The sequence below is a fragment of the Mycobacterium sp. SMC-16 genome (assembly GCF_046250085.1).
Lineage (GTDB): Bacteria > Actinomycetota > Actinomycetes > Mycobacteriales > Mycobacteriaceae > Mycobacterium > Mycobacterium phocaicum.
Genome location: NZ_CP176427.1, coordinates 2,841,970 through 2,864,711 on the forward strand (window position 1 = coordinate 2,841,970; position 22,742 = coordinate 2,864,711).

Genomic DNA, 22,742 nt, shown 5'->3' on the forward strand with positions numbered 1-22,742 from the left:
ATGAGCGGCTTACAGATTCGTGACCTGGTGGTGGAGTACGGCAAGGGCGCCGACAAAGTCAGGCCCATCGACAATTTCGAACTGGAGCTGTCGGCCGGTTCGCTCGCGATCCTGCTGGGGCCCAGCGGTTGTGGGAAGACGACGCTGCTGTCGTGCATGGGCGGAATCCTCAAACCCACTTCGGGTGAGATCCTGTTCGACGGTATCGACGTCACCAGACTCGGACCCAAGGCGCTGACCGACTACCGCCGCAACACCGTCGGCATCGTGTTCCAGGCGTTCAATCTGGTGCCCAGCCTCACTGCCGCCGAGAACGTCATGGTGCCGATGCGTGCCGCGGGGATGAGCCGCGGCGCGGCCCGTCAGCGCGCCGCGGAACTGCTGGACCGGGTCGGCCTGTCGCACCGGATGACGCACCGCCCCGGTGACATGTCGGGCGGACAGCAGCAGCGCGTCGCGGTGGCCCGCGCCATCGCGCTGGATCCGCCGCTGATCCTGGCCGACGAGCCGACTGCGCACCTGGATTTCATCCAGGTCGAAGAGGTGCTGCGGCTCATCCGGGAACTCGCCGACGATCGCGTCGTGGTGGTCGCCACGCATGACAGCCGCATGCTGCCGCTGGCCGACCGCGTCATCGAACTCGTCCCGACGGTCGCCAGTACCGAGCGTGAGCCCGAGGTCTTCGAGCTCGACGCGGGCGACCTCGTGTTCGAGCAGACGACGATCGGTGACCTGATCTACGTCGTCAGGTCGGGCCGGTTCGAGATCACGCGCGAGATGCCCGACGGCGAGACGATGCTGCTGTTCACCGCCGGCCCCGGCGAGTACTTCGGCGAGATCGGGCCGCTGTTCGGGATTCCGCGCACGGCGACGGTACGCGCCCTCACCGACGGGGTCGTCGTCGGCTACACCGTCAAGGACTTCCGGGCCCGGCTGGGGCCCGACCGCATCCACGAACTCATCGAGCACCGTGCGATCCATCTGGCCGACGAACCGCCGTCGGCCGACATCGCCTGAGTCTCAGTCCAGGTCGACGCGGACCGACAGCAGGTCGGTGCCCATCACCCGCACCACGGCGCTGTTCAGCTGGGGGAGTTGCCGCGCCGCTCGACCGGGTCGTCGTCGGGGACCAGGTGCGCGGTGCCGCTGCGCCACTCACCGTTGATGCGCACGCGCACAGCGGGATTCGCCTTGATGTTGCGGACGAAATCGGCGTGGTCGCCGTGCTCGGACACCAGCCAGAACGCGCCGTCGATCACCCGGCCGCCGATCGCGGTGTGGCGTGGCTCGCCGGACTTGCGGCCGATGGTTTCCAGCATGGTCACCGGCAACTGCCGGCCCACCGGGTTGACGAGGCGACGCTGGACGGTGTGGACCACACGCCGTTTCACTTGGTTGAAGTTGGGCATGTGCCCATCTAACGCGAGCAGGCCCAAATGTCCCACCACCATGAGGTGAACAGGAACATTTGGGCCTGCGCGTTGGGGTTACGCCGCCGCCGTGACCTCAGCGGCCGGCTCCAGCGCCTGGGCGATGATGTCGGCGACGTCAGTCATGGGCCGCACATCGAGTGCGTCCAAGACCTCGGCCGGCACGTCGTCCAGGTCCGGTTCGTTGCGTGACGGGATGAAAACCGTTGTCAGCCCGGCACGTTGGGCTGCCATCAGCTTCTGCTTGACCCCGCCGATGGGCAGCACCCGCCCGTTCAGCGTGACCTCGCCCGTCATCCCGACATCGGACCGCACCTGCCGTCCGGTGGCCATGGAGACCAGCGCGGTCACCATCGTCACACCCGCGGACGGACCGTCCTTGGGCACCGCGCCCGCGGGCACGTGGACGTGGATGCGGCGATCCAGCGCCTTTGGATCGACATCCAGCTCCGCCGCGTGTGACCGGACGTAGGACAGCGCGATCTGCGCCGACTCCTTCATCACGTCGCCCAGCTGACCGGTCAGTTGCAGACCCGGTTCGCCATCGTTGGATCCGGCCTCGATGTAGAGGACGTCGCCACCCATGCCGGTGACGGCCAGGCCGGTCGCCACGCCGGGCACCGCGGTGCGCTCCGCAGACTCCGGCATGAATCGCGGACGGCCCAGGTACTCGACCAGATCCGGTTCATCAACCGTGACCGCGTCAACACCCGACGCCAGCCGCGTGGTGACCTTCCGCAGCGCCTTCGCCAGCAGTCGCTCGAACTGCCGCACACCCGGTTCGCGCGTGTAGTCCGCGGCGATCTTGCGCAGCGCCGCGTCCGTCACCGTCACCTCGTCGGTGGTCAACGCCGCCCGTTCGGCCTGCCGGGGCAGCAGGTAGTCGCGGGCGATGGCAACCTTGTCGTCCTCGGTGTAGCCGTCGATCTGCACCAGCTCCATGCGGTCCAGCAGCGCGCTGGGGATGTTCTCGATGACGTTGGCCGTCGCCAGGAACACCACATCGGACAGGTCCAGATCCAGATCCAGGTAGTGATCGCGGAACGTGTGGTTCTGCGCCGGGTCCAGCACCTCCAGCAGTGCGGCCGCCGGATCGCCGCGGTAGTCCGAGCCCACCTTGTCGATCTCGTCCAGCAGCACAACGGGATTCATGGAGCCGGCCTCGCCGATGGCCCGCACGATGCGGCCCGGCAGCGCGCCGACGTAGGTGCGCCGGTGGCCACGGATCTCGGCCTCGTCGCGCACACCGCCCAGGGCGACGCGGACGAACTTGCGGCCCAGGGCGCGTGCCACCGACTCACCCAGCGACGTCTTGCCGACACCGGGAGGGCCGGCCAGCACCATGACGGCGCCCGAGCCACGACCGCCGACGACGGCCAAGCCGCGCTGGGCGCGGCGGGCCCGCACCGCCAGGTACTCGACGATGCGGTCCTTCACGTCGTCCAGCCCATGGTGGTCGGCGTCCAGAATCTCCCGGGCGGCCGTCAGATCCGTCGAATCCTCGGTGCGCTCGTTCCACGGCAGTTCCAGCACGGTGTCCAGCCAGGTCCGGATCCAGCCGCCCTCGGGGGTCTGCTCGCTGGACCGTTCCAGCTTGCCGACCTCGCGCAGCGCCGCCTCGCGCACCTTCTCGGGCAGATCGGCGGCCTCGATGCGGGTGCGGTAGTCCGCGGGCTCCTCGGCGCCGGCGCTACCGTCCAGCTCGCCCAACTCCTTGCGGATGGCGTCGAGCTGCTGGCGCAGCAGGAATTCCTTCTGCCGCTTGTCCATTCCGGCGCGGACGTCCTCGGCGATCTTGTCGTTCACCTCGACCTCGGCCAAGTGCTCGCCCGTCCACTCGATCAGCAGGTGGAGGCGACGACTCACATCTGAGGTCTCCAGCAGCTCGCGCTTCTGCACGTCGGTCAGGTAGGACGCGTAACCCGCGGTGTCGGCCAGTGCCGACGGTTCGCTGATCTGGTTGACGGCGTCGACGATCTGCCACGCTTCGCGGCGCTGCAGGATCGCCAGCAGCAGTTTCTTGTATTCGGCTGCCAGGGTGCGGGTTTCGTCGCTCGCGGCGGTCTCGGTGATCTCATCCACCAGGACCCACAGCGCACTACCCGGGCCGGACGTGCCGGACCCGATGTGTGCACGCCGCTCACCACGGACGACGGCCGCGGTTCCGCCGCTGGGCACCCGGCCGACCTGGACGATCGACGCCAGGACGCCGTGGGTGGGGTAGCGGTCGTCGAGGCGGGGAGCGATCAGCAGCTTCCCGGCCTCGCCGGCGGGTGCGGCGGCCTGGGCCGCGTCGACCGCGGCACGTGCGGCCTCATCGAGTTCGATGGGCACGACCATGCCCGGCAGGACGATCGGCTCGGTGACAAACAGGACGGGAACAGCGATGGGCGCTGTTGTGGCGTCAGACATCCGTACCTCCAAAGTTGAATCTCCTGCGCTCAACCTTTGGGGTCGGTGATTTGTTCCGCGGTCTCCAGCACGGGTTCGTTCCGCTCGTCCCACCTGGCGCGGGCCCGCTTACCGACGATGAACGTCGCGGTCATCAGCACGCCGGTGGTCGCGAGCGAGAACGCCGAGGCCAGGGCATTGGCGACGTCCACCGACGTGGCGAAGATGATCGCCAGCTGCACGCCGGTGCCGACGATCAAGCCGGCGCCCCACATCGCTGAGAGCAGAATGTGCACCCGTCGGCGATATGTGAGGGCAGCCACGCTGGTGTCCTCCGGTCCGCCCTGAAGCCGTTCTGCCACAACCTGCGTGAGCGGTGTGCCGATCACGCAGCTGCCGAGGAAGACCAACCCGCCGATGCCGCCGACCAGCGTGGTGCCGGCGAGCAGCAGCCGGGCGTCCGAGGTGCTCAGTCCCACCGCCAGGCTGAGCCCGAAGTTCAGCATCAGATAGCCGGCGAACGGATCGAGGCGCCGGGTCCGGATCGCGTCATAGGCGACCTTGCTGCCGGCCAGCACGGTGGCGGTGAGCAGGGCCACATACTCCGAGACCCCCGCGGCACGCAGTCCGTAGTACGCGGCCAGTGGCGGAGCGATGTCCAGGAGGATGCCGCGAATGATGGGTCTCATGGACTGCGCCTCGCTCACGGCGACGACACTATGCGGCGATCCTAAGTGGCAGCCAAAGCGGGAGCCTGCCGTCTCGGGGGTAACGGCAGGCTCCCGTGGTTACTAGTGAAACACCGTGACGGCACGGTTCCGTGGACCGATGCCGAAGAGAGACATCGCAATTGGCTAACGGTTGTGACTCGGAACAGGGCTCACGGCCGGAAGCAGGCCTCGTACAAGCCCTTCATGGTGTCGGCCAGGTCGTCGACGGGGCCGTCGACGGGCACGCCGGGTGCCACGACCGAAATGGGCAGTGCCGCAACGGGGGAGGGCGCGACGCCCCACTCGGCGAGCCAGCCGCCCAACTGTGCCGACGACGTCGCGTACACGATGCGCCCCAGGCCGACCCAGGCGTGCGCCGCCGAGCACATCGGGCAGTGTTCGCCAGAGGTGTACGTCACCGCGGCGGCCCGCTGCGCGGCATCGAGATTGGTTGCCGCCCAACGGGCGATGGCGAATTCGGGGTGCTGGGTCTGATCTCCGCCGGAGACCCGGTTGCGGTCCTCGAAGACGACGACGTCGTCGGCGTCCACCAGGATCGAGCCGAAAGGCTGGTCGCCGTCCGCCAGTGCCTCCCGGGCCAGCTCGACACAGCGGTTCAGGTGGCGCAGATCATCGGCGGTGACGGTCATGGCGTGGAGTCTACGGAGTCACAGATCGTCGATGCTGATGATCCGATCCTGGATGGCGCGCGCCACCAGCGCGGCTTTGGTGCCGGCGGGGCGCCCGGCGGCGATGTACTTGGCCCGGATGCGCTGGAGATGCGTACGCACGGTGCTGGGCGCCAGGAACAGCTGCTGGGCGACGAGTTCCTTGCTGTCGGTCCGGAACCACGCCAGCAGCACCTCCTGCTCTCGCGGCGCCAGCACCGGCCGCAGGCAGAAGTTGCGGTCGTCGAGAGCGGCGGCGACGTTCGGGCCCACGTAGGGGAACGGGGTGACGGCGGCCCGGATCGCCTTGAGCAGGTGCTCGCGGCCCGCGGTCTGGAACAGGTAGGTCCGGGCGCCCGAGTCGATCGCGGTGCGGATTACGTCGCGGTCGGTGAGATGCGAGTACACCACGACGTGGTAGCCGCGGTTGGTGAGGTCACGCACCGCGGCCAGGCTGTTCGCGTCGTCCGCGGCCAGGCCCAGTACGACGACGTGGGCGTCGTCCGGGGGAAGGGGGTGGCGGCGCAGGAATTCTCCGGTGTCGACGTAGTAGGCCGTAGTGCTCGAACCGAGTGCGTGATCGTCGCGGAGCCAGGTCGCGATGCCGGCATGAACGACTTCGTACGAGTCGACGACGGCCACGCGCGAGACCCGGCACCCGGCGAACGGATCGATCCTCATCGGCCTGCGCTCCTCAACATCGGGATCCCACCCCCGTCGCCCGCGGTTTCGGGATCGCATTGCCGCATTGCCCAATTGAATTTGCTGCGAGTAGGCGGTCGGCGTTGGATTCAGACTCTAATCCGCAGGCTGCACGATGTACAGCATTGTTCCGCCGGAATACGCAGATTTTCGCAGTGTGCCGCGGCGCCTGTTCGGCGATCTCTCGAATTCGAGCCAATGACACTGGTAGACGTGCATCCTTGGCGGAGTGGTCCCAGGGGCAGCGCGGCGTGTCGGGTGGTCGCTTGGTCGAATCTCGCGATTCCTGGCAGGCCCGGCGTGGCGGACCGCCGGTCTCGGTAAATGCGGCCCAGGTTGCTCGTGGTCAATTTGCTGACACTGAATTGCGTGGTAGCTGTTGCCCTCGGGCGCCGCGGCGACCCCGGCCGCGCCGTGAATTGTCGTAGGCGTCCGAAATCTGTTGCCGCGCAGGCAATGGGACCCCACTCTCGACAGCCCGATTAGAACGTGTTCTAGTTCAAGGGTGCTCGAGGACACATTGCAGAAGCTGAGCGCCGACGAGGTGGCGCGAATGCGAGCCGTCTACGAACCGCTGACGCAGTCCGTACGCGAACTCATCGACGCCACCATCCGGACAGAGGTCGCCGCCGAGGCCATCGCCGCGGTGCAGGCCGAGATCGACGCCGCCACCGCCCAGCTCCGGGCGCAGCAGCTCGAAGGCTCGTTCGGGATCCGGTTCGGCGCGCACGGCAGCGAAATGCCCTGGGGCAACGCGGTGATCGGGCTCCGCAATCCGATTGCCCCACCGGTGGTCCTGATCCGGGCCGGCGACGGCAGCGTGTCCGCCGACTTCCACCTCGGCGCCGCATATGAGGGGCCGCCCGGCCACGTCCATGGCGGGGTGTCGGCGATGATCCTCGACCATGTGCTCGGCGAGGGCGCGAGCCTGCCGGGGCAACCGCGGCTCACCGGCACGCTCACCATGCGCTACCGGCGCATGACGCGGCTCGGCGACCTGCACACCGCGGCCCGCATCGTCCGGACAGAGGGCATCAAGACCTATGCCGTCGGGCACATCGCCGATGCCGAGGGCATCACGGTGGAGGCCGAGGGTGTGTTCATCACGCCGCGCTGGGCGCGGGACTGACGGGGAGATTCGATGGAGAAGGTCATGGTCACGCTGCGGCGTGACACCGCCGACGACGCCTGGTGCGAGCGTCTGCGCACCGAGGTCGCCGGCGAGTTGCTGGCGCTGGGGGTGCCCGGGCTCGCGGTCAACGTCAAGGACGGCGCGGTCCGGGACTCCCTGATGCTCCTGACGACACTCGATCCGCCGGTCGTCGCGGTGGTCAGCGTCTGGACACAGCAGTACTACGGCGCGCAGATGACCGCGGCGCTGGATCGACTGCGGGCCGAATGCACCGAACTGGCCGCATATCTGGTCACCGAATCGGTGCCGATGGCCGGTCCGGCCATCGCCGTCGGTGAGCGCACCACGGGCCTGGCGAACGTGGCGCTGCTGCGGCGTCCCGACGGCATGGACGAGCGAGAGTGGTTCCGCCGCTGGCACCTCGACCACACCCAGGTCGCGATCGACACCCAATCCACGTTCGGTTACACGCAGAACGCCGTGGTGCGCGCGCTGACGTCCGACGCCCCGCAACTCGGCGCCATCGTCGAGGAGCTGTTCCCCATCGAGGCGACGACGAGCCTGCACGCCTTCTTCGGCGCCGCCGACGACGCCGATCTGGCCGACCGCGCCGGCAAGATGGCCGCCAGTACCTCGGCCTTCGGCGCCAACGTCAACATCGACACCGTGCCCACCAGCCGCTACATCATGCGAAACCCGTTTGGAGACAACCTGTGACCGACGCCGCGCTCGTTCAGATCGACGACACCAACCGGGTCCGGACCCTTACCTTGAACCGGCCCGACGCACTCAACGCGTTCAGTGAAGCGCTGTACGACGCCACGACCATCGCACTCAAAGAGGCCGCCGCCGACCCGGACGTCTCGGTCGTCCTGCTCACCGGCGCCGGCCGGGCGTTCAGTGCCGGAAACGACCTCGTCGAGATGCAGGAGATGGTCACCAACCCCGAATATCAGATGGGGGAGTACGGATTTCCCGGCCTGATCGAGGCGCTGACGGCGTTCCCGAAGCCGCTGATCTGCGCGGTGAACGGCGTCGGCCTGGGCATCGGCACCACCATCCTCGGCTATGCCGATCTGGCGTTCATGTCGACGACGGCGCGGCTCAAATGCCCGTTCACCAGCCTGGGCGTGGCGTCGGAGGCGGCGTCGTCCTACCTGCTGCCGCGGTTGATGGGCCGGCAGAACGCCGCCTGGCTGCTGCTGTCCTCGGAATGGGTGAGCGCCGAGGAAGCGCTGCGCATGGGTCTGGTGTGGCGGGTCTGTGAGCCCGACGACCTGCTGCCGGAAGCCCGGCGCCATGCGGAAATCATTGCCTCGCGGCCGCTTTCGAGTCTGATGGCCGTCAAGCACGCGATGGTCGAGCCGACGCGGGAGGCGATCGTCGCGGCGACGCAGCGCGAGTCCGGTCAGTTCGCCGAGTTGCTCGGCGGGGCTGCCAACGCCGACGCGCTGAGCGCGTTCGTGGGGCGGAAGGGCTAACCGGCCTTGTGCACCGGGCAGTCGGTGCGGGCCGCTTCGATGATGGCCCGCACGGTCCGGCGGCAGCGGCCGCAGTCGAGGCCGGCGCCGCATTTCTCGGCGATCTGCTTCGACGTGGTCGCACCATCCGCGACGAGTTCGGTGACGACCTGGCTCGTCACTCCGGTGCACAGGCAGACGAACATCAGTCGGCCGCCTCGATCGACGTGATGTGGGCCAGGGTCCCGACGAACACCGTGGGATAGACGCCGAATCCGGCGGCCGACATCCATTCGGCGGCGGCGTCGGGGTGGTCGATCCAGCGGCGGGCGGCGGCCTCGTTCTCGATCTGCTGCAGGATCAGCACCTCGTGGCCGTCGTCGAAGGCGCGGTACACCCAGACCTTGCACACTCCGGCCTCCCGGAACCGGGCAGCGGCGTCGTGCACCTTGTCCATCAGGGCGGGCACGTCCTCGACCGCGGTCACGACGCCGACGACGACCGAGGCGACGGCATGCTGCCCCGGTGGTGGTTCGGCGAGATCGATCTTCTCGACCACTTCACCGGCGAAGATCGCCGGGATGTCGTCCACACCGGAGGCGTCGAAGAATTCGAATACCGCCGGCGAACGCAGAACTTCACGGACGGAATTCGCATTATGGATTCCGACGGTGGCCAATACGCGGCCCGGTTCCCACAGCGATGAATAGACGACGACGTGATGCGCGGAGAGTTCCGTGAGAATTGAGCGGTGCGATTTCAGTCGCTCCCACATCGATTCCACATCATCGACCCGATAATCCGCGGCAAGAATGAGCGAGTGCAGCGGTTGCTCGCTCATCGTGTCCTGCCATTCTGGGTCGTTCGGGACCGCGGACGGACGCCGCGGGGGTTAGTGCAGTCTAACCTTACTTAGGGCAGCCAGTCCATAGCTGCTGGCCAGCGGCGGAGTTGCGAATCTCCAAACCCGGGATTCGGCGACGAATCGGGCCGGAAACACCGACCGATCCGGTCGCCTGCCCGGGGTTACTCGACTAGGTTTGGAACAGGCACGTTGTTGTTCCGCGCCAGTGACACTTGACCCAGCCCGATGGTGTTTAAAGGAGCCGAAATGCAAGGCGACCCCGAGATCCTCAAACTGCTCAACGAGCAATTGACGAGTGAACTCACCGCGATCAACCAATATTTTCTGCATTCGAAAATGCAGGACAACTGGGGCTTCACGGAATTGGCGAAGCACACCCGTGACGAGTCGTTCGAGGAAATGCGCCACGCGGAAACTCTGACCGATCGCATTCTGTTGCTGGACGGCCTGCCCAATTACCAGCGGTTGTTCTCGCTCCGCGTCGGGCAGACGCTGCGCGAGCAGTTCGAGGCCGATCTGGCCATCGAGTACGAGGTGGTCACCCGCCTGAAGCCCGGCATCATCATGTGCCGCGAGAAGGGCGACGCGACGAGCGCGAACATCTTCGAGGCCATCCTCGCCGACGAGGAAGGCCACATCGACTATCTGGAAACGCAGCTGGAGCTGATGGACAAGCTCGGCGAGCAGCTCTACGCGGCACAGTGCGTGTCGCGCCCGCCGTCATAGGTGGTCCCCGTCGGCCGCGGCCTCGCCCATCTGGGGCGGGGCCGTTGTCGTTTGCGCCGGATTGATTCTCGGGAAAAACTAGAACTTGTTCCAGTTTTGGCGTAGCGTGCGAAAAGTGAGCCGAATCGGAGATTTCACCGACGAAGACGTAACCGCCTGGGTGGTCAAGTCACCCGACATCGGCACGGCCATGGCGGGTTTCACCAACGCCGTCTACACCAAGGGCCGCCTGCCGCTGCGCGTGCGTGAGCTCGCCCGCGTGGTGATCGCGCTCGACAACGAGTGTGTGGTGTGTCAGAACACCCGCGATTCGGCGGCCGAGGCCGAGGGTGTCGACGAAGACCTCTACAACCACGCCGGCGTGTGGCAGACCTGGCCCGGCTACTCCGACCAGGAGCGCATCGCCGCCGAGTTCGCCTACCGCTTCGCCTCCGACCACACCGGGCTGCGCGACGACGAGGACTTCTGGGCCCGTGCCGCAGAGCATTTCAGCGACGAGCTGATGACCGACCTCGCCCTCTCGTGCGCCATGTGGCTCGGGATGGGCCGCATGCTGCGGACCCTCGACATCGGCCAGGCCTGCAAGATCACCCTCTGAGAGGGAGAACTAGACCAGGCCGGTCGCGTCGAAGATCCACGACATGTCAGCCGTCGCGAAGTTCTCCAGCCAGGACGGCGGGGCGAAGTTCGTCAGCCCGCTCATATCCCAGTAGTCCTTCCACAGCGTCACCTTGCCGTTCTCGACGCGGTGCACGGTGACGAACTTGAGCACGGCGGATTCGCCGGTCTCCCAATGCCATTCCTCGTGATGCTCGTACATGGCGTCGGCGCCGTTGGTCAGCAGCAGGCCGTCGAAGTTCTCGTACGAGGCCAGCGGTTCCAGGCCGATCTTGAGGCGTTTGACGATGTCCTCAGGGCCGCGGGCCGCGGCGGCCGGGCCCACCGGCATGTCCAGGTAGATGCAGTCGTCGGACACGAACTCCTTCAGCCGGTCCCAGTCCCGCGCCGACAGCGCCTTCCATAATCCGTGGATCGTATCCTCAACCGACACTGGCGAACTCACCTTCCTTGGCAACGGGCAGGGCTGGGGTCTGACGGGCGAACCGCAGGAAGCGGCCGGTGCGGGTGGTGCCCACCAGGTCGGTCGGCACCCCGTCGCGCACGACCTGCCGTCCGCTGACGAACACCGCCGCGACGGTGGCATCGTTGCGGTTGACCATGCGTGACAGTCCGCCGTACTGCTCGACGGGGTCCTCGGCGTAGGCGTCGAGCGAATCGTCCAGCCGTTCGGGATCGATGACGACGAGGTCGGCGCGGTCTCCGACGCGCAGGTGCCCGGCGTCCAGGCGGTACCAGTCGGCGAGTTCACCGGTCAGTCGGTGCACGGCCTGCTCGACGGTCAGGAAGGGGGCACCGGCGCGCTCGGCGTCGCGCACGTGCCGCAGCAGGCGCAGGCCCATGTTGTAGAACGCCATGTTGCGCAGGTGTGCGCCGGCGTCGGAGAAACCGAGCTGGATACCCGGGTCGCGGGCCAGTTTCTTGAGCACCTCGGGGCGGTGGTTGGAAATCGTTGTGCGCCAGCGGATATCGCGGCCGTATTCGAGTACCAGATCCAGGAAGGCGTCCACCGGATGCAGCCCGCGGTCCACGCCGACCTGGCCGAACGTCTTGCCGATGAGAGCTTCGTCGGGGCAGCCGACGATCTCGGCGTCGAAGAAGTCCCGGTGCCACACACGCACACCGAACTTGTTCTCGTAGTCCTTGCGGAACTGGCGGCGGTACTCGTCGTCGCGCATCAGGTCATTGCGCTCGACCTCGTCGCGCAGGTGCAGAGCCGCTGCGCCCGAACCGAATTCCTCGAACACGACGAGGTCGATGCCGTCGGCGTACACCTCGAACGGCACCGGCAGGTGCTGCCAGCGGAAGTCGCCGCCCAGCTTGTTCACCAGCCGGGCCACCGGTCCCATGATGGTGATGGCGTAGGGATTGGCCTTGATGTCAGCGGCCGACAGCAGGCTCGTCTTGAGATTCTCGCGGAACAGGCCGAGCGACTGCGCCAGCTGCGACACCAGGTTCAGCGGGTTCTGCAGGTCCGGACCCGACTGCAGGATGCGGCCCGAGCGACGCAGTTGCGTCTTGAGCCGGCGAAGTTCGCGGGCCCTGGCATAGGTGGACGGCAGGGTGCGGGACCGGCAGGTGTCGCCGTCGATCTTGTCGAAAAGCAGCTGCTGCGAAGACATTCCGACGAATCCGGCCTGCAGCGCGGCCGCCAGCATCTGCTCCATCTCAGCCTGCTCGCCGCGCGTGGGCCGGACGTCCTTGCGGGTGGCGCGGTCCAGGCCCATGACGGCGGTGCGCATGTCGGAGTGCCCGATGAACGCGGCCACGTTGGGCCCCAGCGGCCGGTCCTCGAGCGCGGTGACGTAACCCGCTGCGGTGTCCCAGGTCTTGTTCGCGTCGACGACGGTGATGACGTGATCACGCGGGATGGCCTCGACCCGGCCGAACAGATCGCCGGCATCTTCGCCGCCGACGTGGACCGTGGACAGCGAACAGGAGCCGAGCATCACGGTGGTCACGCCGTGCCGCAGCGACTCGGCCAGTCCGGGGCCGGCGAGCACCTCGACGTCGTAGTGCGTGTGGATGTCCAACAGGCCGGGTGTCACCCATTTGCCGGTGGCGTCGACGACGTTCTGGCATCCGGTTTCGTCGAGGTCCACGCCGATCGCCACGACGTGTCCGTCTCGGATTCCGATGTCCCGGACCGCGGATGGCGCGCCGGTTCCGTCGAACCAACGGCCGCCCGCGATGATCGTGTCGAACGTCGCTGCAGAGGTCACCTGACGATAGAAGCGTGCCGGCCAGGCCCATGTCAATGAAAAAGTGAACACTTCCTAAAAAATGTCTACTCGTCCTGGGGAAACCTTGTGACGGCGCTCAGGATCAGGGCGGATACTGGCTCGGGTGACCCCCTTGCAGCGGTACATCGCCGAGGAAATCGCCACCGACCACGTCGACGGATTGCTGTCCCGGCGCGAGGCGCTGCGCCGGCTCGCGCTGCTGGGTGTGGGCACGGCCGCCGCGACCGCACTGCTGGCGGCATGCGGCGAGAGCCGGGGACCGACGGCGGCCACGACGTCGACGGCGGCAGGCAAGCCGTCCATCGAGCCGGGCCCACCGCCGGGGATCGAGAACGCCGTGCAGACCACGCCCATCACCTGGGCCGACGGCACGCTGCAGGGGGCGTGGGCCCCCGCCGCCCAGCCCCGCGGCGCAGTGCTGGTGATCCACGAGAACAAGGGGCTGAACGACTGGGTCCGGTCGGTGGTCGGCCGCTTCGGTGGCATCGGATACTCGGCGTTGGGCATCGACCTGTTGTCGGCGCAGGGCGGCACCGCCACGTTCAAAGATCCCGCGGAGGCCACTGCGGCACTGGGGAAGATCCCGCCGGACCAGTTCGTCGCCGACCTGCGCTCCGGGCTCGATGAGCTGCAGCGGCGGGCGCCGGGCATGAAACTCGCGGTGCTCGGATTCTGCTTCGGCGGCGGGCTCACGTGGCAGCTCCTGGCCGCCGGTGAGCCGAGGCTCTCGGCGGCCTTGCCGTTCTACGGGCCGCTGCCGGACCCGCACGACTTCGCCGGCTCGAAACAGGCTGCGGTACTGGCCTTTTACGGCGCCAAGGATGCTCGGGTGACGGCGAGCAAGGACGCGGCGGCCGCCGCACTCGAGCAGGCCGGCACGGTTCACCAGATCGTCGTGGAGCCCGACGCCGATCATGCGTTCTTCAACGACTCGGGCCAGCGGTACAACCCCACCGCGGCCGCCGATGCCTGGGCGCAGACGCAGTCCTGGATGCAGAGGTACCTGGCATGACGACGCGCCTGCCGGTGGTGCTGGTGGCGGCGGCGCTGGTGGCCGGCGCGGTTGCCGGGTGCGCGACCCCGGCGCCGGCGCCGAACAGCACCCCGACGTCCAGCGCGGTGCCGGTGACCGGGCCGGTGCAGGGGCCGGCGATCACCATCACCGCGCTCAACTTCGGCGACCCGCTCACGGTGGCGCCCGGCGCGCAGGTCACCGTCGTCAACAGTGACGACGTCGCGCATACCGTGACGTCGAAGGTCAAGGGGCAGTTCGACGTCAAGGTCGGCGGCAACGCGCAGACGACCTTCAACGCACCCACGACACCGGGCCGGTACCCGTATTACTGCGTGTACCACCCGGGGATGGTCGGTGTCCTGATCGTGCAGTAGCGCCTCAGTGCGGCGGTGTCCAGCTGACCGGCAGGCGCTTGATGCCGTGGATGAACTGCGACCACAGCCGGTCGGGCTCGTCGGTGGCCTTCAGGTCGGGCACGCAGCGGTGAATCTCCTCGAACGCCACCGCGATCTCGCGACGGGCCAGATTCGCCCCCAGGCAGAAATGGGCGCCACCGCCGCCGAAGCCCAAGTGCGGATTGGGGTTCCGGTGCACGTCGAAAAGCCAGGGCCGGTCGAATTTCGCCTCGTCCCGGTTGGCCGAGCCGTACCACAGCGTGACCTTCTGTCCGGCTTGCATTTTCACGCCGCTCAGCTCGAAGTCCTGCGTCAGGGTCCGGCGCATGTAGACGACGGGGGAGGCCCAGCGGATGATCTCCTCGACGGCGGTGGGTGCCACCGCGTCGTAGTCGGCCCACCACTGTTCGCGCTGCTCGGGGAACCGGCTGAGCGTGAGCACCCCGTGGCTGATCGCGTTACGCGTGGTCTCGTTCCCCGCGACCACCAGCAGGATGAAGAAGGACGCCACCTCACTCGACGTGAGGCGTTCGCCGTCGACCTCGGCTTGCACCAGGGCAGTGGTCAGGTCGTCGTGCGGGTTGACGCGCCGGTCGTCGGCCAGGGCGGTGGCATAGGCGCCGATGTCCATGGCGCACCGGAAGAACGCCTCGTAGTCGGTGGTCAGATCGGGATCGCCGAACCCGAGAATGATGTTGGTCCAGTGGAAGATCCGTTCGTGATCCGGCTCCGGGATGCCCATCATGTCGCAGATGATCTGCAAGGGCAGTGGACCGGCAAGGTCGGCCACGATGTCGCCCTGACCGTCCGGGTGACGTTCGATCATGGATTTCACCAGGCTGCGGGCCCGGTTGCGCACCGACGCTTCTGTGCGTGCCACGACCTTCGGGGTGAACGCGCTGCGCACGATGTTGCGCAGCCGCGTGTGCCGCGGGTCGTCCATGACGATCATCGAGCCGAAATACTCGGCCAGCTCCGGCGTCTGCTCGGCGATCGTGATGCCGCCGGCGGAGCTGAAGATGTGTGGGTGGCGGCTGGCGAAGAACACGTCGTCGTAGCGCGTCAACGCCCAGTGGCCGGGACCTGATTCGAACCCTTCCTGGGCCAGTTCGGCGTGGAAGGCGATGGGTGCCTCGCGCCGCAGCGTGGCGAATGCACCGTCGCGGATCCCGTCGTTCCGGCCCCAGAACCGGACCGAACCGAGGTCGATGTCCGACAGTGCGAGGTCGGCCGGCGGTGCGCCGTTGTCGAGTAACGCGATGGCCATCTTCGGAGCGTAAAGCCCCGTCGGGCAGTACCGCGGCAGAATCGGCTGCGAAGAATCCGCCGAACGTGATAGCACCTTGTGGTGCGCAACCCACATGCAGGACAACCGTTTACGACCTCCGACGAGGACATCGCCAGTGCGCTGATGGACGTCAGCATCCCCACGCTGATGCTGTCACTGGTGCACATGTCCGGTGATCCGGAGCTGATCCGCGGCGCCCTGCGCCCCGCCGGGCTGTTCCTCAACGAGGTCCAGGGTTACATGTCCGAGGACGACAAGGCGGCCGTGCGCACCCTGGCGCTGAAGGTGATCGCGGACTACCGCGACCGCGGGTGCCCCGAGCCCGAGCCCATCGGTGCGGAGCTGCTCAAGGAGATGATGGAGTGGCTCGTCTGCGAGCCGGTGCCCGACGAGTACGTCCCGATGGTGTTGGAGGAGATGGAGCTCGACGGGAGAGATGTCCGCGGCGGCGCGGCCGGGCGTGACGCCGAAGCGGCGGCGGACTTCCCCGTGCTCGTCATCGGCTGCGGCGAATCGGGACTGCTCGCGGGAATCCGCCTGAAAGAGGCGGGAATTCCGTTCACCATCATCGAACGTGCCCCCGGTGTCGGCGGCACCTGGTGGCACAACAGCTATCCCGGTGCCCGCGTCGATGTCGGAAACCACTTCTACTGCTACAGCTTTGAACCCAGCGACCACTGGACGCAGTTCTTCGCCGAACAGCCGGAGTTGCAGGCCTATTTCGAACGCATCCTGGACAAGTACGGCATCCGCCCGCACGTCCGGTTCGAGACCGAGGTCACCGGCGCGCGATGGGATGACGCGACCGAGACGTGGCAGGTCACTGTCCGCAACGCCGACGGCACGTCGGACACGGTGTCGGCACGCGCCGTGATCAGCGCCGTCGGGCAACTCAACCGTCCCTATCTGCCGCCCATCTCGGGGCGCGACGATTTCGCGGGCCCGTCGTTCCACTCGGCGCAGTGGGATCACGACATCGACCTCACCGGCAAGCACGTCGCGATGGTCGGCGCCGGCGCCAGCGGCTTTCAGATCGCCCCGTCGATCGCCGGGAAAGTCGCTTCGCTCAACATCTTTCAGCGCACCGCGCAATGGATGTTCCCCAACCCCAACTACCACGCCCTGGTCGGCGACGGCGTCAGGTGGGCACTGAAGCACCTGCCGTTCTACGGGCGCTGGTACCGCTTCCTGCTGTTCTGGCCCGGCTGCGACAAAGGCCTGGCCGCGGCCCGTGTCGACCCGGACTACCCGGACCAGCAGCGTGCGGTCAGCGAGATCAACGACGTCACCCGAATGATGTTCACCGAGTGGATCAAAGGCCAGATCGGTGACAATCCGGACCTGCTGTCCAAGGTCATCCCGGACTACCCGGCTACCGGTAAACGGACGTTGCAGGACAATGGCAGTTGGCTCAAGACCCTGACGCAGGACCATGTCGAGCTGATCCGCACACCCATCGCCCGCATCGAACGCGATGCCGTCGTGACGGACGACGGCGCACGACATCCCGCCGATGTGATCGTGTATGCCACCGGTTTTCATGCCGGAAAGGTGTTGTGGCCCATGACGATCGTCGGCCGCGACGGCCGGGTGCTGGCCGAGCAGTGGGGGGAACGGCCCACCGCGTACCTCGGCATCACCGTGCCCGGGTTCCCGAATTTCTTCTGTATGTACGGCCCCGGCACCAACCTGGCCAGTGGCGGCAGCCTGATCTTCCATTCGGAATGCCAGATGCGTTACATCTCAGAATGTCTGGACCTGCTGCTGACCGGCCACGGGCGGTGGATGGAACCGCGGCCCGAGAAACTCGCCGACTGGGTGGAGCGCAGCCAGGCCGAGATGCGCACCATGGTGTGGTCGCAGCCGTCCATCAAGCACTCGTTCTACAAGAACGCCGACGGCGAAATCTACACGCTCAGCCCGTGGCGGCTGGTCGACTACTGGACGTGGACGCGCAGCGCCGACCCGCAGGACTACGCCTTCGGGTGAGCGGCCGGCGCGGCGAAAAGCCGCGTTGAACCCGGCCGGTAGCGGGTACGTGTTCCTGATACCGGTCAAGTCGCCACGCCCGGCGGCCGGCCGCGTGGAACTGGAGGTACGGACCATGGTCACCATCGCATCCCCTTCGACATACCGACTGCCGCACACCGTCTGGCGCCTGGCCGCCACGATCGTCGCGGCGCTCATGTTGCTGGTCCTGGCCGGCGTGAGCGTCCCGAAAGCCCGCGCCGACGACCGGCTGCAATTCACCGGCACTCTGCTCAGCGGCGGTACGTTCAACGGCGCGAGCCTGGCCGGCCGGCCGGCGGTGCTGTGGTTCTGGACGCCGTGGTGCCCGTTCTGCAACGCCGAGGCCCCCGGCGTGCATGCGGTGGCGGCGGCCAACCCGAACGTCGCGTTCGTCGGGATCGCGGCGCACGCCGACCCGGGCGCGATGAGCGCCTTCGCCGGGAAGTACGGACTGAACTTCCCGATCATCAACGACGCCGACGGTTCCATCTGGGCGCGCTATCAGGTGCCCTGGCAACCGGCCTATGTCTTCTACCGCCCCGACGGATCCTCGACGTTCGTCAACAATCCGACGTCGGCGATGCCGGAATCTGAACTGGCCGACCGGGTTTCGGCATTGACCAGGTGAACGGGCTGTCACTGGCCTTCGTGGCAGGCGTCGTCGCGGCGCTGAACCCCTGCGGTTTCGCGATGCTGCCCGGCTATCTGGCGCTGGTCGCGCAGAGCGGCCGCACCGGACCGGCGGCGGCGCTGATCCGTGCGGTCACCGCCACCGTCGTGATGGCGCTGGGTTTCGCAACGGTTTTCGCCGCGTTCGGGGTGCTGGCCGTGTCGGCCGCCGATCTGGTGCAGCGCTATCTGCCGTGGGCGACGCTGGTCATCGGCGTGGTCCTGGTGATCGTCGGGGTTGGTCAGGTGCTGGGCCGGCCCCTGGTGTCGTTGCGGTTGGCCGGGGCGGCCGCGGGCGGCGCACCCGACGGCCGGCTCGGGTCGATGTTCGGTTACGGCATCGCGTACGCGCTGGTGTCGGTGTCCTGCACCATCGCCCCGTTTTTGGCGGTGACCGGGATCGGCTTGCGGGACAAGAACATCGGTGCGTCGGCGGGCTACCTGGGCGCCTACGTCGGCGGCTTCGCGGCCCTCGTCGGGGTGCTGGCGGTGACTGCTGCGGTGTCCGGGGCGGCGGTTGCGGACCGGTTGCGGGGCTGGACGCGCTGGGCGCCGATGATCGGCGGTGTGCTGCTGGTGATTTCCGGTCTCTACGTCGCGTACTACGGCGGCTACGAGCTGCGATTGCGGGGGAGTATCGGGGCGGATCCGGTGATCGCGGTGGCCGGCCGGATCCAGCAGCAACTCGCCGGCTGGGCGTACCGGCTGCCGTGGCCCCTAGCCGCCGCGGCGATCACCGCGGCCGTCGTGGCCGTCATCCTGGGCGTCCGGAACCGGCGACGACGCCACGTCGCCCGCGGTCGCGACAGCTGAGCGCTACCGGTTGACGAGCGGGAAGGCCGGCGCGCAGCCGCGTTCGATGGCGTGTGCCCAGGCGTCCTGTTCGGCAGAGGCCCGCAGGTGCCGGTGGCGCGCGGTCCAGCCGCAGGTGCAGGTTGCGTAGGAGCAGCCGAGGCCGCGGACGTGGACGCCCACCTCGCCGTGGGACACCGCGGTCGGTGTGGTGAGTGGGGGTGCCGTCATGATGCTGACCTCCTGGCTGGTCTTGCCGACGATTCTCCCGCCGCCCGATCACGGGGAGCAGTAGCGACAGGTCACAACTAGGCCACTGCATACCTCCACCGGCCTGCCTTCAAACGTGCGGCACATAACCGGGCCACGCCGTGCGGCCTCGGCGGAGATGGCAAATACTGATAACGGTTTGAACACAGCGCCGTGGCCAACTGGCAAATCACCGCAGGTCGGTGGCTTGCGGACGGGTGCATTGTGGCGCAGGTTACGGGTAAAGTCACCGGTCAAAGGGTGGCTTGTCTCACCGCGATTCCGGATAGTTCCCGCACGCCGAAGCGCGCGTCGTCGCCGGTCGTGCGCCGCCGTTATGCGTTTTTTTGAAGGGGTTGTTTGCGTGGACGCGGTGCTCGGGTTGGCCATGACTCCGTCGTCCATCGGCCTGGTTCTGGTCGAGGGCAACGACGTTGACGGTTTCACCATGGACCACGACGCCGTGGAGATCATGAACTCCGACGACGCCACCGCGGCCGTGCTGCGCAGCGAGGCGCTCGCGGCGACGCGGGGACTGCGGCTCAAGTCGATCGGACTGACCTGGAGCGACGACGCCGACGCCGAGGCCTCGATGCTCATGCAGTCGCTGTCGGAGTCCGGTTTCGACAACGTGGTGCCGGTGCGTTTCCCCGAGGCGAACGAGGCGGTGGCCCGCGGTATCGCCGACGCGCTGGGCTGTGGCACCACCGCGGTGTGCACCATCGAGCCGGAGTTTGCGATCACCATGATCGTGCATGCGGCCAGCGGCGCCGTCCACACGGCCGTGAACCACTCCATCGGCTCGCGGGCAGGGCTGACCAGCTGGCTCAGCGCGGTGTTCGCCCGTGCGGACTGGCAGCCGGAGGCCCTGGTGGTCATCGGTTCCGCAGGTAACTTCGAGGCGATCCTGCCGGGACTGCAGGACGCGCTCTCGGTGCCGGTCTTCACTCCGGAAGAAGCGGACCTGGCCCTCGCCCGCGGCGCGGCGCTGGTGTCGGTGCGGTCCGGCGACGCCGACCTGTCGGAGCCGTATTACTTCGGCGACGTGCCGCGCCCCGACGAATGGGCCGGCGAGGATTTCGGCTGGGATCCGACCTTCGACGCGTTCGAGGACGAGTTCGAGCGACCCGCGTTCGCGCCGGCCGGGCGGCACCGCTCGAGCGGTCCGTCGCGGTGGGAGAAGGTGCCTACGTCGCCCGCGCTGCCCCTGACCATGCTGGCCGTCGGGTCGACGGCGTTCGTGGCATCGGTGTCGATGGCGGTCACGCTGCAGTTCCTGCCCTCGCACGGCGCCGCCTCGACGTCCGTCACCAAGAGCCCGCGGCCCGCGGCCGCCGAGCAGGCTGTCGCGCCTGTCGAGCCTCCGACGGTGCACGTGGCGCCCGCCGCCGAGCCGTCGGCCGAGCTGTCGGCACCGGTCGAGGCCCCGCTGTCCGATGCGCCGATCGTCGAGCCGCAGGCGGCTCCCGTCGTCGAACCCGAACCGGCAGCGCAGCCCGACGGCCTGCCGCCCGCCGACGTGCCACCTGCCGCCACGGACATCCCGCCGGTGGAGATGCCGTCCAATGCGGTCGCGGTCGCGGTGCCGGCGGAAGCCCCGGCTCCGGCCGTTCCGGCGCCTGCCGACGCCGCGCCGCCCGCGGAGCCCGCCGCGCCGCCGCAGTAAACCCTGAGGTCGTTCCACATTCGCCGGGCCAGGAGCGCGCGCTGACCGAAGTAACGTCCGGAGCCGAACTACGATATGTAGTGAACGTATCTCGGACCGGAGGATGGACCCCTTGCCCAAAACTGTGCGTTATGCGCTGGCCGTCGCCGCATCTGCGGTGATGATGCTGAGCGGCTCCGTGGGTGCTGCTGTCGCGGCGTTGCCCGAGGCCCTTCCGGTCGCCACGATCACGCCGAGCGGCGGCCCCGCCGTCGGTGTCGGGATGCCCGTCACGGTGACGTTCAGCCGGCCGGTCGCGGACCGGGGACGCGCCGAGCGGACCATCGAGTTCTCGTCACCGAAGATGACAACGGCGCCCGCCGGGACGTTCTCCTGGCTCGCGGACAACAAGATGCAGTTCACGCCGAGCACGTACTGGCCCGCGCACTCGTCCATCACGGTGTCGGTCGGCGGGTTCAAGCAGTCGTTCGAGACCGCCACGGCCACCCTCGGTGTCGCGAGCATCAGCGGGCACACCTTCACGGTGAGCATCGACGGTCAGGTTGTGAAGACCATGCCGGCGTCCATGGGCAAGCCCAAGCATCCGACACCGGTGGGGTCGTTCACCGCGATGTCCAAGGAGAATCCCGTCATCATGGATTCGCGGACCATCGGCATCCCGCTCAACGACCCCGAGGGTTACAAGCTGACGGTCTACTACGCCGTGCGGGTGACCTCGGGCGGCGTCTACGTGCACGCGGCGCCGTGGTCCGTTGCGCAGCAAGGCAGTTCGAACGTGAGTCACGGCTGCATCAACCTGAGCACCGACAACGCGCAGTGGTACTACAACCAGGTCAACATCGGCGACCCGATCGTCATCAACTCCTGAGCGCCTGCGCCGTCGCCTCGTCGGCGGGCAGGAACGCTTCGATGCTCAGCTCCACGGCGGTCAGGTCCAGCGCCGTGCCGAACGTGGTGACGGTGCTGATGAAGGTCAGCACCTGACCGTCCGGGCCGTCGATCACCAACGGCACCGCGACACCGCCGAGATCGGACGAGTCGACGTCACCACCGGGGTAGGCCTCGATCTCGGTCAGCAGGTCGTGAAGCTCCTGCGACGCGCTGGCGGAAACTTCGCGGCGCAGCCGTCCGAGCACGTGGTGCCGCCACTGTCCGAGATTGCGGATCCGGGGCGCCAGCCCGTCCGGGTGCAGTGAGATGCGAAGCGCGTTGGGCGATTCGAGCAACCGGGGAGCGACGTCCTGGAGCAGCACCGCGATGCCGGCGTTGGCGGCGACGATGTTCCACAGGTGGTCGACGGCCAGGCAGGGGAACGGCTCGTATGCGGCGAGGACGCGATCGATCCCGGTGCGTACCGCGCTCATCTCCGGGTCGTCGAGCGACCGCTCGGCGAACACGGGTGCATGACCCGCGGCCAGGAGCAGCCGATTCTGTTCGCGCGCAGGGACATCGAGCACGCTGCCGAGCTTGAGCACCATGGCGCGGCTCGGCGTCGACCGGCCGGTCTCGATGAAGCTGAGATGGCGTGCCGAGACGTCCGCCTCGATCGCCAGGTCGAGCTGGCTGATGCGCCGCCGCTGGCGCCACTGCCGCATCAGCGCTCCGAAGGGTTGCGGCGAATGTGGCGGGGCGGCGCTGGCGACGGTCACGATCCCAGTGTCGCGGTTGGCCGTCCCGGTGGCGACTACCTGTCAGGTAATTGCGGCGATTACC

General features: G+C 67.8%; 24 protein-coding genes and 1 pseudogene. 13 read left to right on the top strand and 12 right to left on the bottom strand.

The features are described 5' to 3' along the window. Entirely contained in the window at positions 1 to 1,017 is a 1,017-nt protein-coding gene (locus ACJEIK_RS13750; protein WP_064857614.1) for an ATP-binding cassette domain-containing protein, read from the top strand. A gap of 3 nt (positions 1,018 to 1,020) precedes the next feature. Here the strand turns inward: ACJEIK_RS13750 and ACJEIK_RS13755 are convergent. The 5 genes and pseudogenes from ACJEIK_RS13755 to ACJEIK_RS13775 form a co-directional block, all read right to left on the bottom strand. Further along, a pseudogene (locus ACJEIK_RS13755) lies at positions 1,021 to 1,409 on the bottom strand (nitroreductase/quinone reductase family protein). A gap of 78 nt (positions 1,410 to 1,487) precedes the next feature. Next, on the bottom strand, positions 1,488 to 3,842 hold the full coding sequence (lon, locus tag ACJEIK_RS13760) for an endopeptidase La (protein ID WP_409431607.1): 2,355 nt from the start codon (positions 3,840 to 3,842) through the stop codon (positions 1,488 to 1,490). A gap of 29 nt (positions 3,843 to 3,871) precedes the next feature. Further along, positions 3,872 to 4,510 carry a VC0807 family protein gene (locus tag ACJEIK_RS13765; protein WP_409431608.1) on the bottom strand — a complete coding sequence of 213 codons (639 nt, stop codon included), beginning with the start codon at positions 4,508 to 4,510 and terminating at the stop codon, positions 3,872 to 3,874. A 191-nt stretch (positions 4,511 to 4,701) separates the two neighbouring features. After that, positions 4,702 to 5,181, bottom strand: a complete 480-nt coding sequence (locus tag ACJEIK_RS13770) for a nucleoside deaminase (RefSeq protein WP_409431609.1) — start codon at positions 5,179 to 5,181, stop codon at positions 4,702 to 4,704. An 18-nt stretch (positions 5,182 to 5,199) separates the two neighbouring features. Next, a complete protein-coding gene (locus tag ACJEIK_RS13775; RefSeq protein WP_162563359.1) occupies positions 5,200 to 5,880 on the bottom strand; it encodes a LuxR C-terminal-related transcriptional regulator in 681 nt (226 codons plus the stop codon). 526 nt (positions 5,881 to 6,406) lie between these two features. Between ACJEIK_RS13775 and ACJEIK_RS13780 the strand changes: the two genes are divergently transcribed. From ACJEIK_RS13780 to ACJEIK_RS13790, 3 genes are read left to right on the top strand one after another with little or no spacing between them, the layout of a single operon-like run. Continuing rightward, a complete protein-coding gene (locus ACJEIK_RS13780) occupies positions 6,407 to 7,030 on the top strand; it encodes a PaaI family thioesterase (protein ID WP_061001235.1) in 624 nt (207 codons plus the stop codon). Positions 7,031 to 7,042: 12 nt separating this feature from the next. Continuing rightward, positions 7,043 to 7,750: an EthD domain-containing protein gene (locus ACJEIK_RS13785; RefSeq protein ID WP_267325775.1), complete on the top strand. Its 708-nt coding sequence runs from the start codon at positions 7,043 to 7,045 to the stop codon at positions 7,748 to 7,750. Then, positions 7,747 to 8,514 carry an enoyl-CoA hydratase/isomerase family protein gene (locus ACJEIK_RS13790; protein WP_133427437.1) on the top strand — a complete coding sequence of 256 codons (768 nt, stop codon included), beginning with the start codon at positions 7,747 to 7,749 and terminating at the stop codon, positions 8,512 to 8,514. Before ACJEIK_RS13785 ends, ACJEIK_RS13790 begins: the two co-directional genes overlap by 4 nt. Here ACJEIK_RS13790 and ACJEIK_RS13795 read toward each other — a convergent pair. After that, positions 8,511 to 8,699 (bottom strand): bacterioferritin-associated ferredoxin, encoded by a 189-nt coding sequence (locus ACJEIK_RS13795; protein WP_061001233.1) that lies wholly within the window; start codon positions 8,697 to 8,699, stop codon positions 8,511 to 8,513. The genes ACJEIK_RS13790 and ACJEIK_RS13795 overlap by 4 nt on opposite strands. After that, complete coding sequence (locus ACJEIK_RS13800) at positions 8,699 to 9,334, bottom strand: hypothetical protein (RefSeq protein ID WP_061001232.1); 636 nt, start codon at positions 9,332 to 9,334, stop codon at positions 8,699 to 8,701. Before ACJEIK_RS13800 ends, ACJEIK_RS13795 begins: the two co-directional genes overlap by 1 nt. 270 nt (positions 9,335 to 9,604) lie before the next feature. Between ACJEIK_RS13800 and bfr the strand changes: the two genes are divergently transcribed. Together bfr and ACJEIK_RS13810 are read left to right on the top strand one after the other, a co-directional pair. Next, a complete protein-coding gene (bfr, locus tag ACJEIK_RS13805; protein ID WP_061001231.1) occupies positions 9,605 to 10,084 on the top strand; it encodes a bacterioferritin in 480 nt (159 codons plus the stop codon). A gap of 115 nt (positions 10,085 to 10,199) precedes the next feature. Then, positions 10,200 to 10,682 (top strand): carboxymuconolactone decarboxylase family protein, encoded by a 483-nt coding sequence (locus ACJEIK_RS13810; protein WP_064859364.1) that lies wholly within the window; start codon positions 10,200 to 10,202, stop codon positions 10,680 to 10,682. 9 nt (positions 10,683 to 10,691) lie between these two features. Here the strand turns inward: ACJEIK_RS13810 and ACJEIK_RS13815 are convergent, their stop codons facing one another. Further along, positions 10,692 to 11,135: a nuclear transport factor 2 family protein gene (locus ACJEIK_RS13815; RefSeq protein WP_082934737.1), complete on the bottom strand. Its 444-nt coding sequence runs from the start codon at positions 11,133 to 11,135 to the stop codon at positions 10,692 to 10,694. Further along, positions 11,125 to 12,924, bottom strand: coding sequence for an N-acyl-D-amino-acid deacylase family protein (locus tag ACJEIK_RS13820; RefSeq protein ID WP_064859366.1), 1,800 nt, complete (start codon positions 12,922 to 12,924; stop codon positions 11,125 to 11,127). The genes ACJEIK_RS13815 and ACJEIK_RS13820 overlap by 11 nt, the downstream gene beginning before the upstream one ends. A 124-nt stretch (positions 12,925 to 13,048) precedes the next feature. Between ACJEIK_RS13820 and ACJEIK_RS13825 the strand changes: the two genes are divergently transcribed. Both ACJEIK_RS13825 and ACJEIK_RS13830 read left to right on the top strand, forming a co-directional pair. Beyond that, entirely contained in the window at positions 13,049 to 13,957 is a 909-nt protein-coding gene (locus ACJEIK_RS13825; protein ID WP_061001228.1) for a dienelactone hydrolase family protein, read from the top strand. Continuing rightward, positions 13,954 to 14,334, top strand: a complete 381-nt coding sequence (locus ACJEIK_RS13830; RefSeq protein ID WP_061001227.1) for a cupredoxin domain-containing protein — start codon at positions 13,954 to 13,956, stop codon at positions 14,332 to 14,334. The genes ACJEIK_RS13825 and ACJEIK_RS13830 overlap by 4 nt, the downstream gene beginning before the upstream one ends. 4 nt (positions 14,335 to 14,338) lie before the next feature. Here ACJEIK_RS13830 and ACJEIK_RS13835 read toward each other — a convergent pair whose 3' ends face one another. Continuing rightward, positions 14,339 to 15,622 carry a cytochrome P450 gene (locus ACJEIK_RS13835; protein WP_409431610.1) on the bottom strand — a complete coding sequence of 428 codons (1,284 nt, stop codon included), beginning with the start codon at positions 15,620 to 15,622 and terminating at the stop codon, positions 14,339 to 14,341. A gap of 81 nt (positions 15,623 to 15,703) precedes the next feature. Here ACJEIK_RS13835 and ACJEIK_RS13840 point away from each other — a divergent pair, with 81 nt between their 5' ends. The 3 genes from ACJEIK_RS13840 to ACJEIK_RS13850 all read left to right on the top strand — a co-directional run bounded on the left by ACJEIK_RS13840 (position 15,704) and on the right by ACJEIK_RS13850 (position 19,135). Then, positions 15,704 to 17,632 carry a flavin-containing monooxygenase gene (locus tag ACJEIK_RS13840; RefSeq protein ID WP_406801470.1) on the top strand — a complete coding sequence of 643 codons (1,929 nt, stop codon included), beginning with the start codon at positions 15,704 to 15,706 and terminating at the stop codon, positions 17,630 to 17,632. A gap of 169 nt (positions 17,633 to 17,801) precedes the next feature. Beyond that, entirely contained in the window at positions 17,802 to 18,281 is a 480-nt protein-coding gene (locus tag ACJEIK_RS13845) for a redoxin domain-containing protein (protein WP_204158302.1), read from the top strand. Beyond that, positions 18,278 to 19,135, top strand: coding sequence for a cytochrome c biogenesis CcdA family protein (locus ACJEIK_RS13850; RefSeq protein WP_082762027.1), 858 nt, complete (start codon positions 18,278 to 18,280; stop codon positions 19,133 to 19,135). Before ACJEIK_RS13845 ends, ACJEIK_RS13850 begins: the two co-directional genes overlap by 4 nt. A gap of 3 nt (positions 19,136 to 19,138) precedes the next feature. Here the strand turns inward: ACJEIK_RS13850 and ACJEIK_RS13855 are convergent, their stop codons facing one another. Continuing rightward, the gene (locus ACJEIK_RS13855) at positions 19,139 to 19,345 is read right to left on the bottom strand and encodes a hypothetical protein (RefSeq protein WP_061001225.1); all 207 of its coding nucleotides are present in this window, start codon (positions 19,343 to 19,345) and stop codon (positions 19,139 to 19,141) included. Positions 19,346 to 19,727: 382 nt separating this feature from the next. On the opposite strand from ACJEIK_RS13855, the gene ACJEIK_RS13860 reads away from it, so the two are divergent. Together ACJEIK_RS13860 and ACJEIK_RS13865 are read left to right on the top strand one after the other, a co-directional pair. Next, positions 19,728 to 21,029 carry a hypothetical protein gene (locus ACJEIK_RS13860; RefSeq protein ID WP_064859371.1) on the top strand — a complete coding sequence of 434 codons (1,302 nt, stop codon included), beginning with the start codon at positions 19,728 to 19,730 and terminating at the stop codon, positions 21,027 to 21,029. 103 nt (positions 21,030 to 21,132) lie between these two features. Then, positions 21,133 to 21,897: a L,D-transpeptidase family protein gene (locus tag ACJEIK_RS13865; RefSeq protein ID WP_061001223.1), complete on the top strand. Its 765-nt coding sequence runs from the start codon at positions 21,133 to 21,135 to the stop codon at positions 21,895 to 21,897. On the opposite strand, the gene ACJEIK_RS13870 is transcribed toward ACJEIK_RS13865, so the two are convergent. Further along, the gene (locus ACJEIK_RS13870; protein WP_061001247.1) at positions 21,887 to 22,624 is read right to left on the bottom strand and encodes a helix-turn-helix domain-containing protein; all 738 of its coding nucleotides are present in this window, start codon (positions 22,622 to 22,624) and stop codon (positions 21,887 to 21,889) included. The genes ACJEIK_RS13865 and ACJEIK_RS13870 overlap by 11 nt on opposite strands. Positions 22,625 to 22,742: the final 118 nt, after the last annotated feature.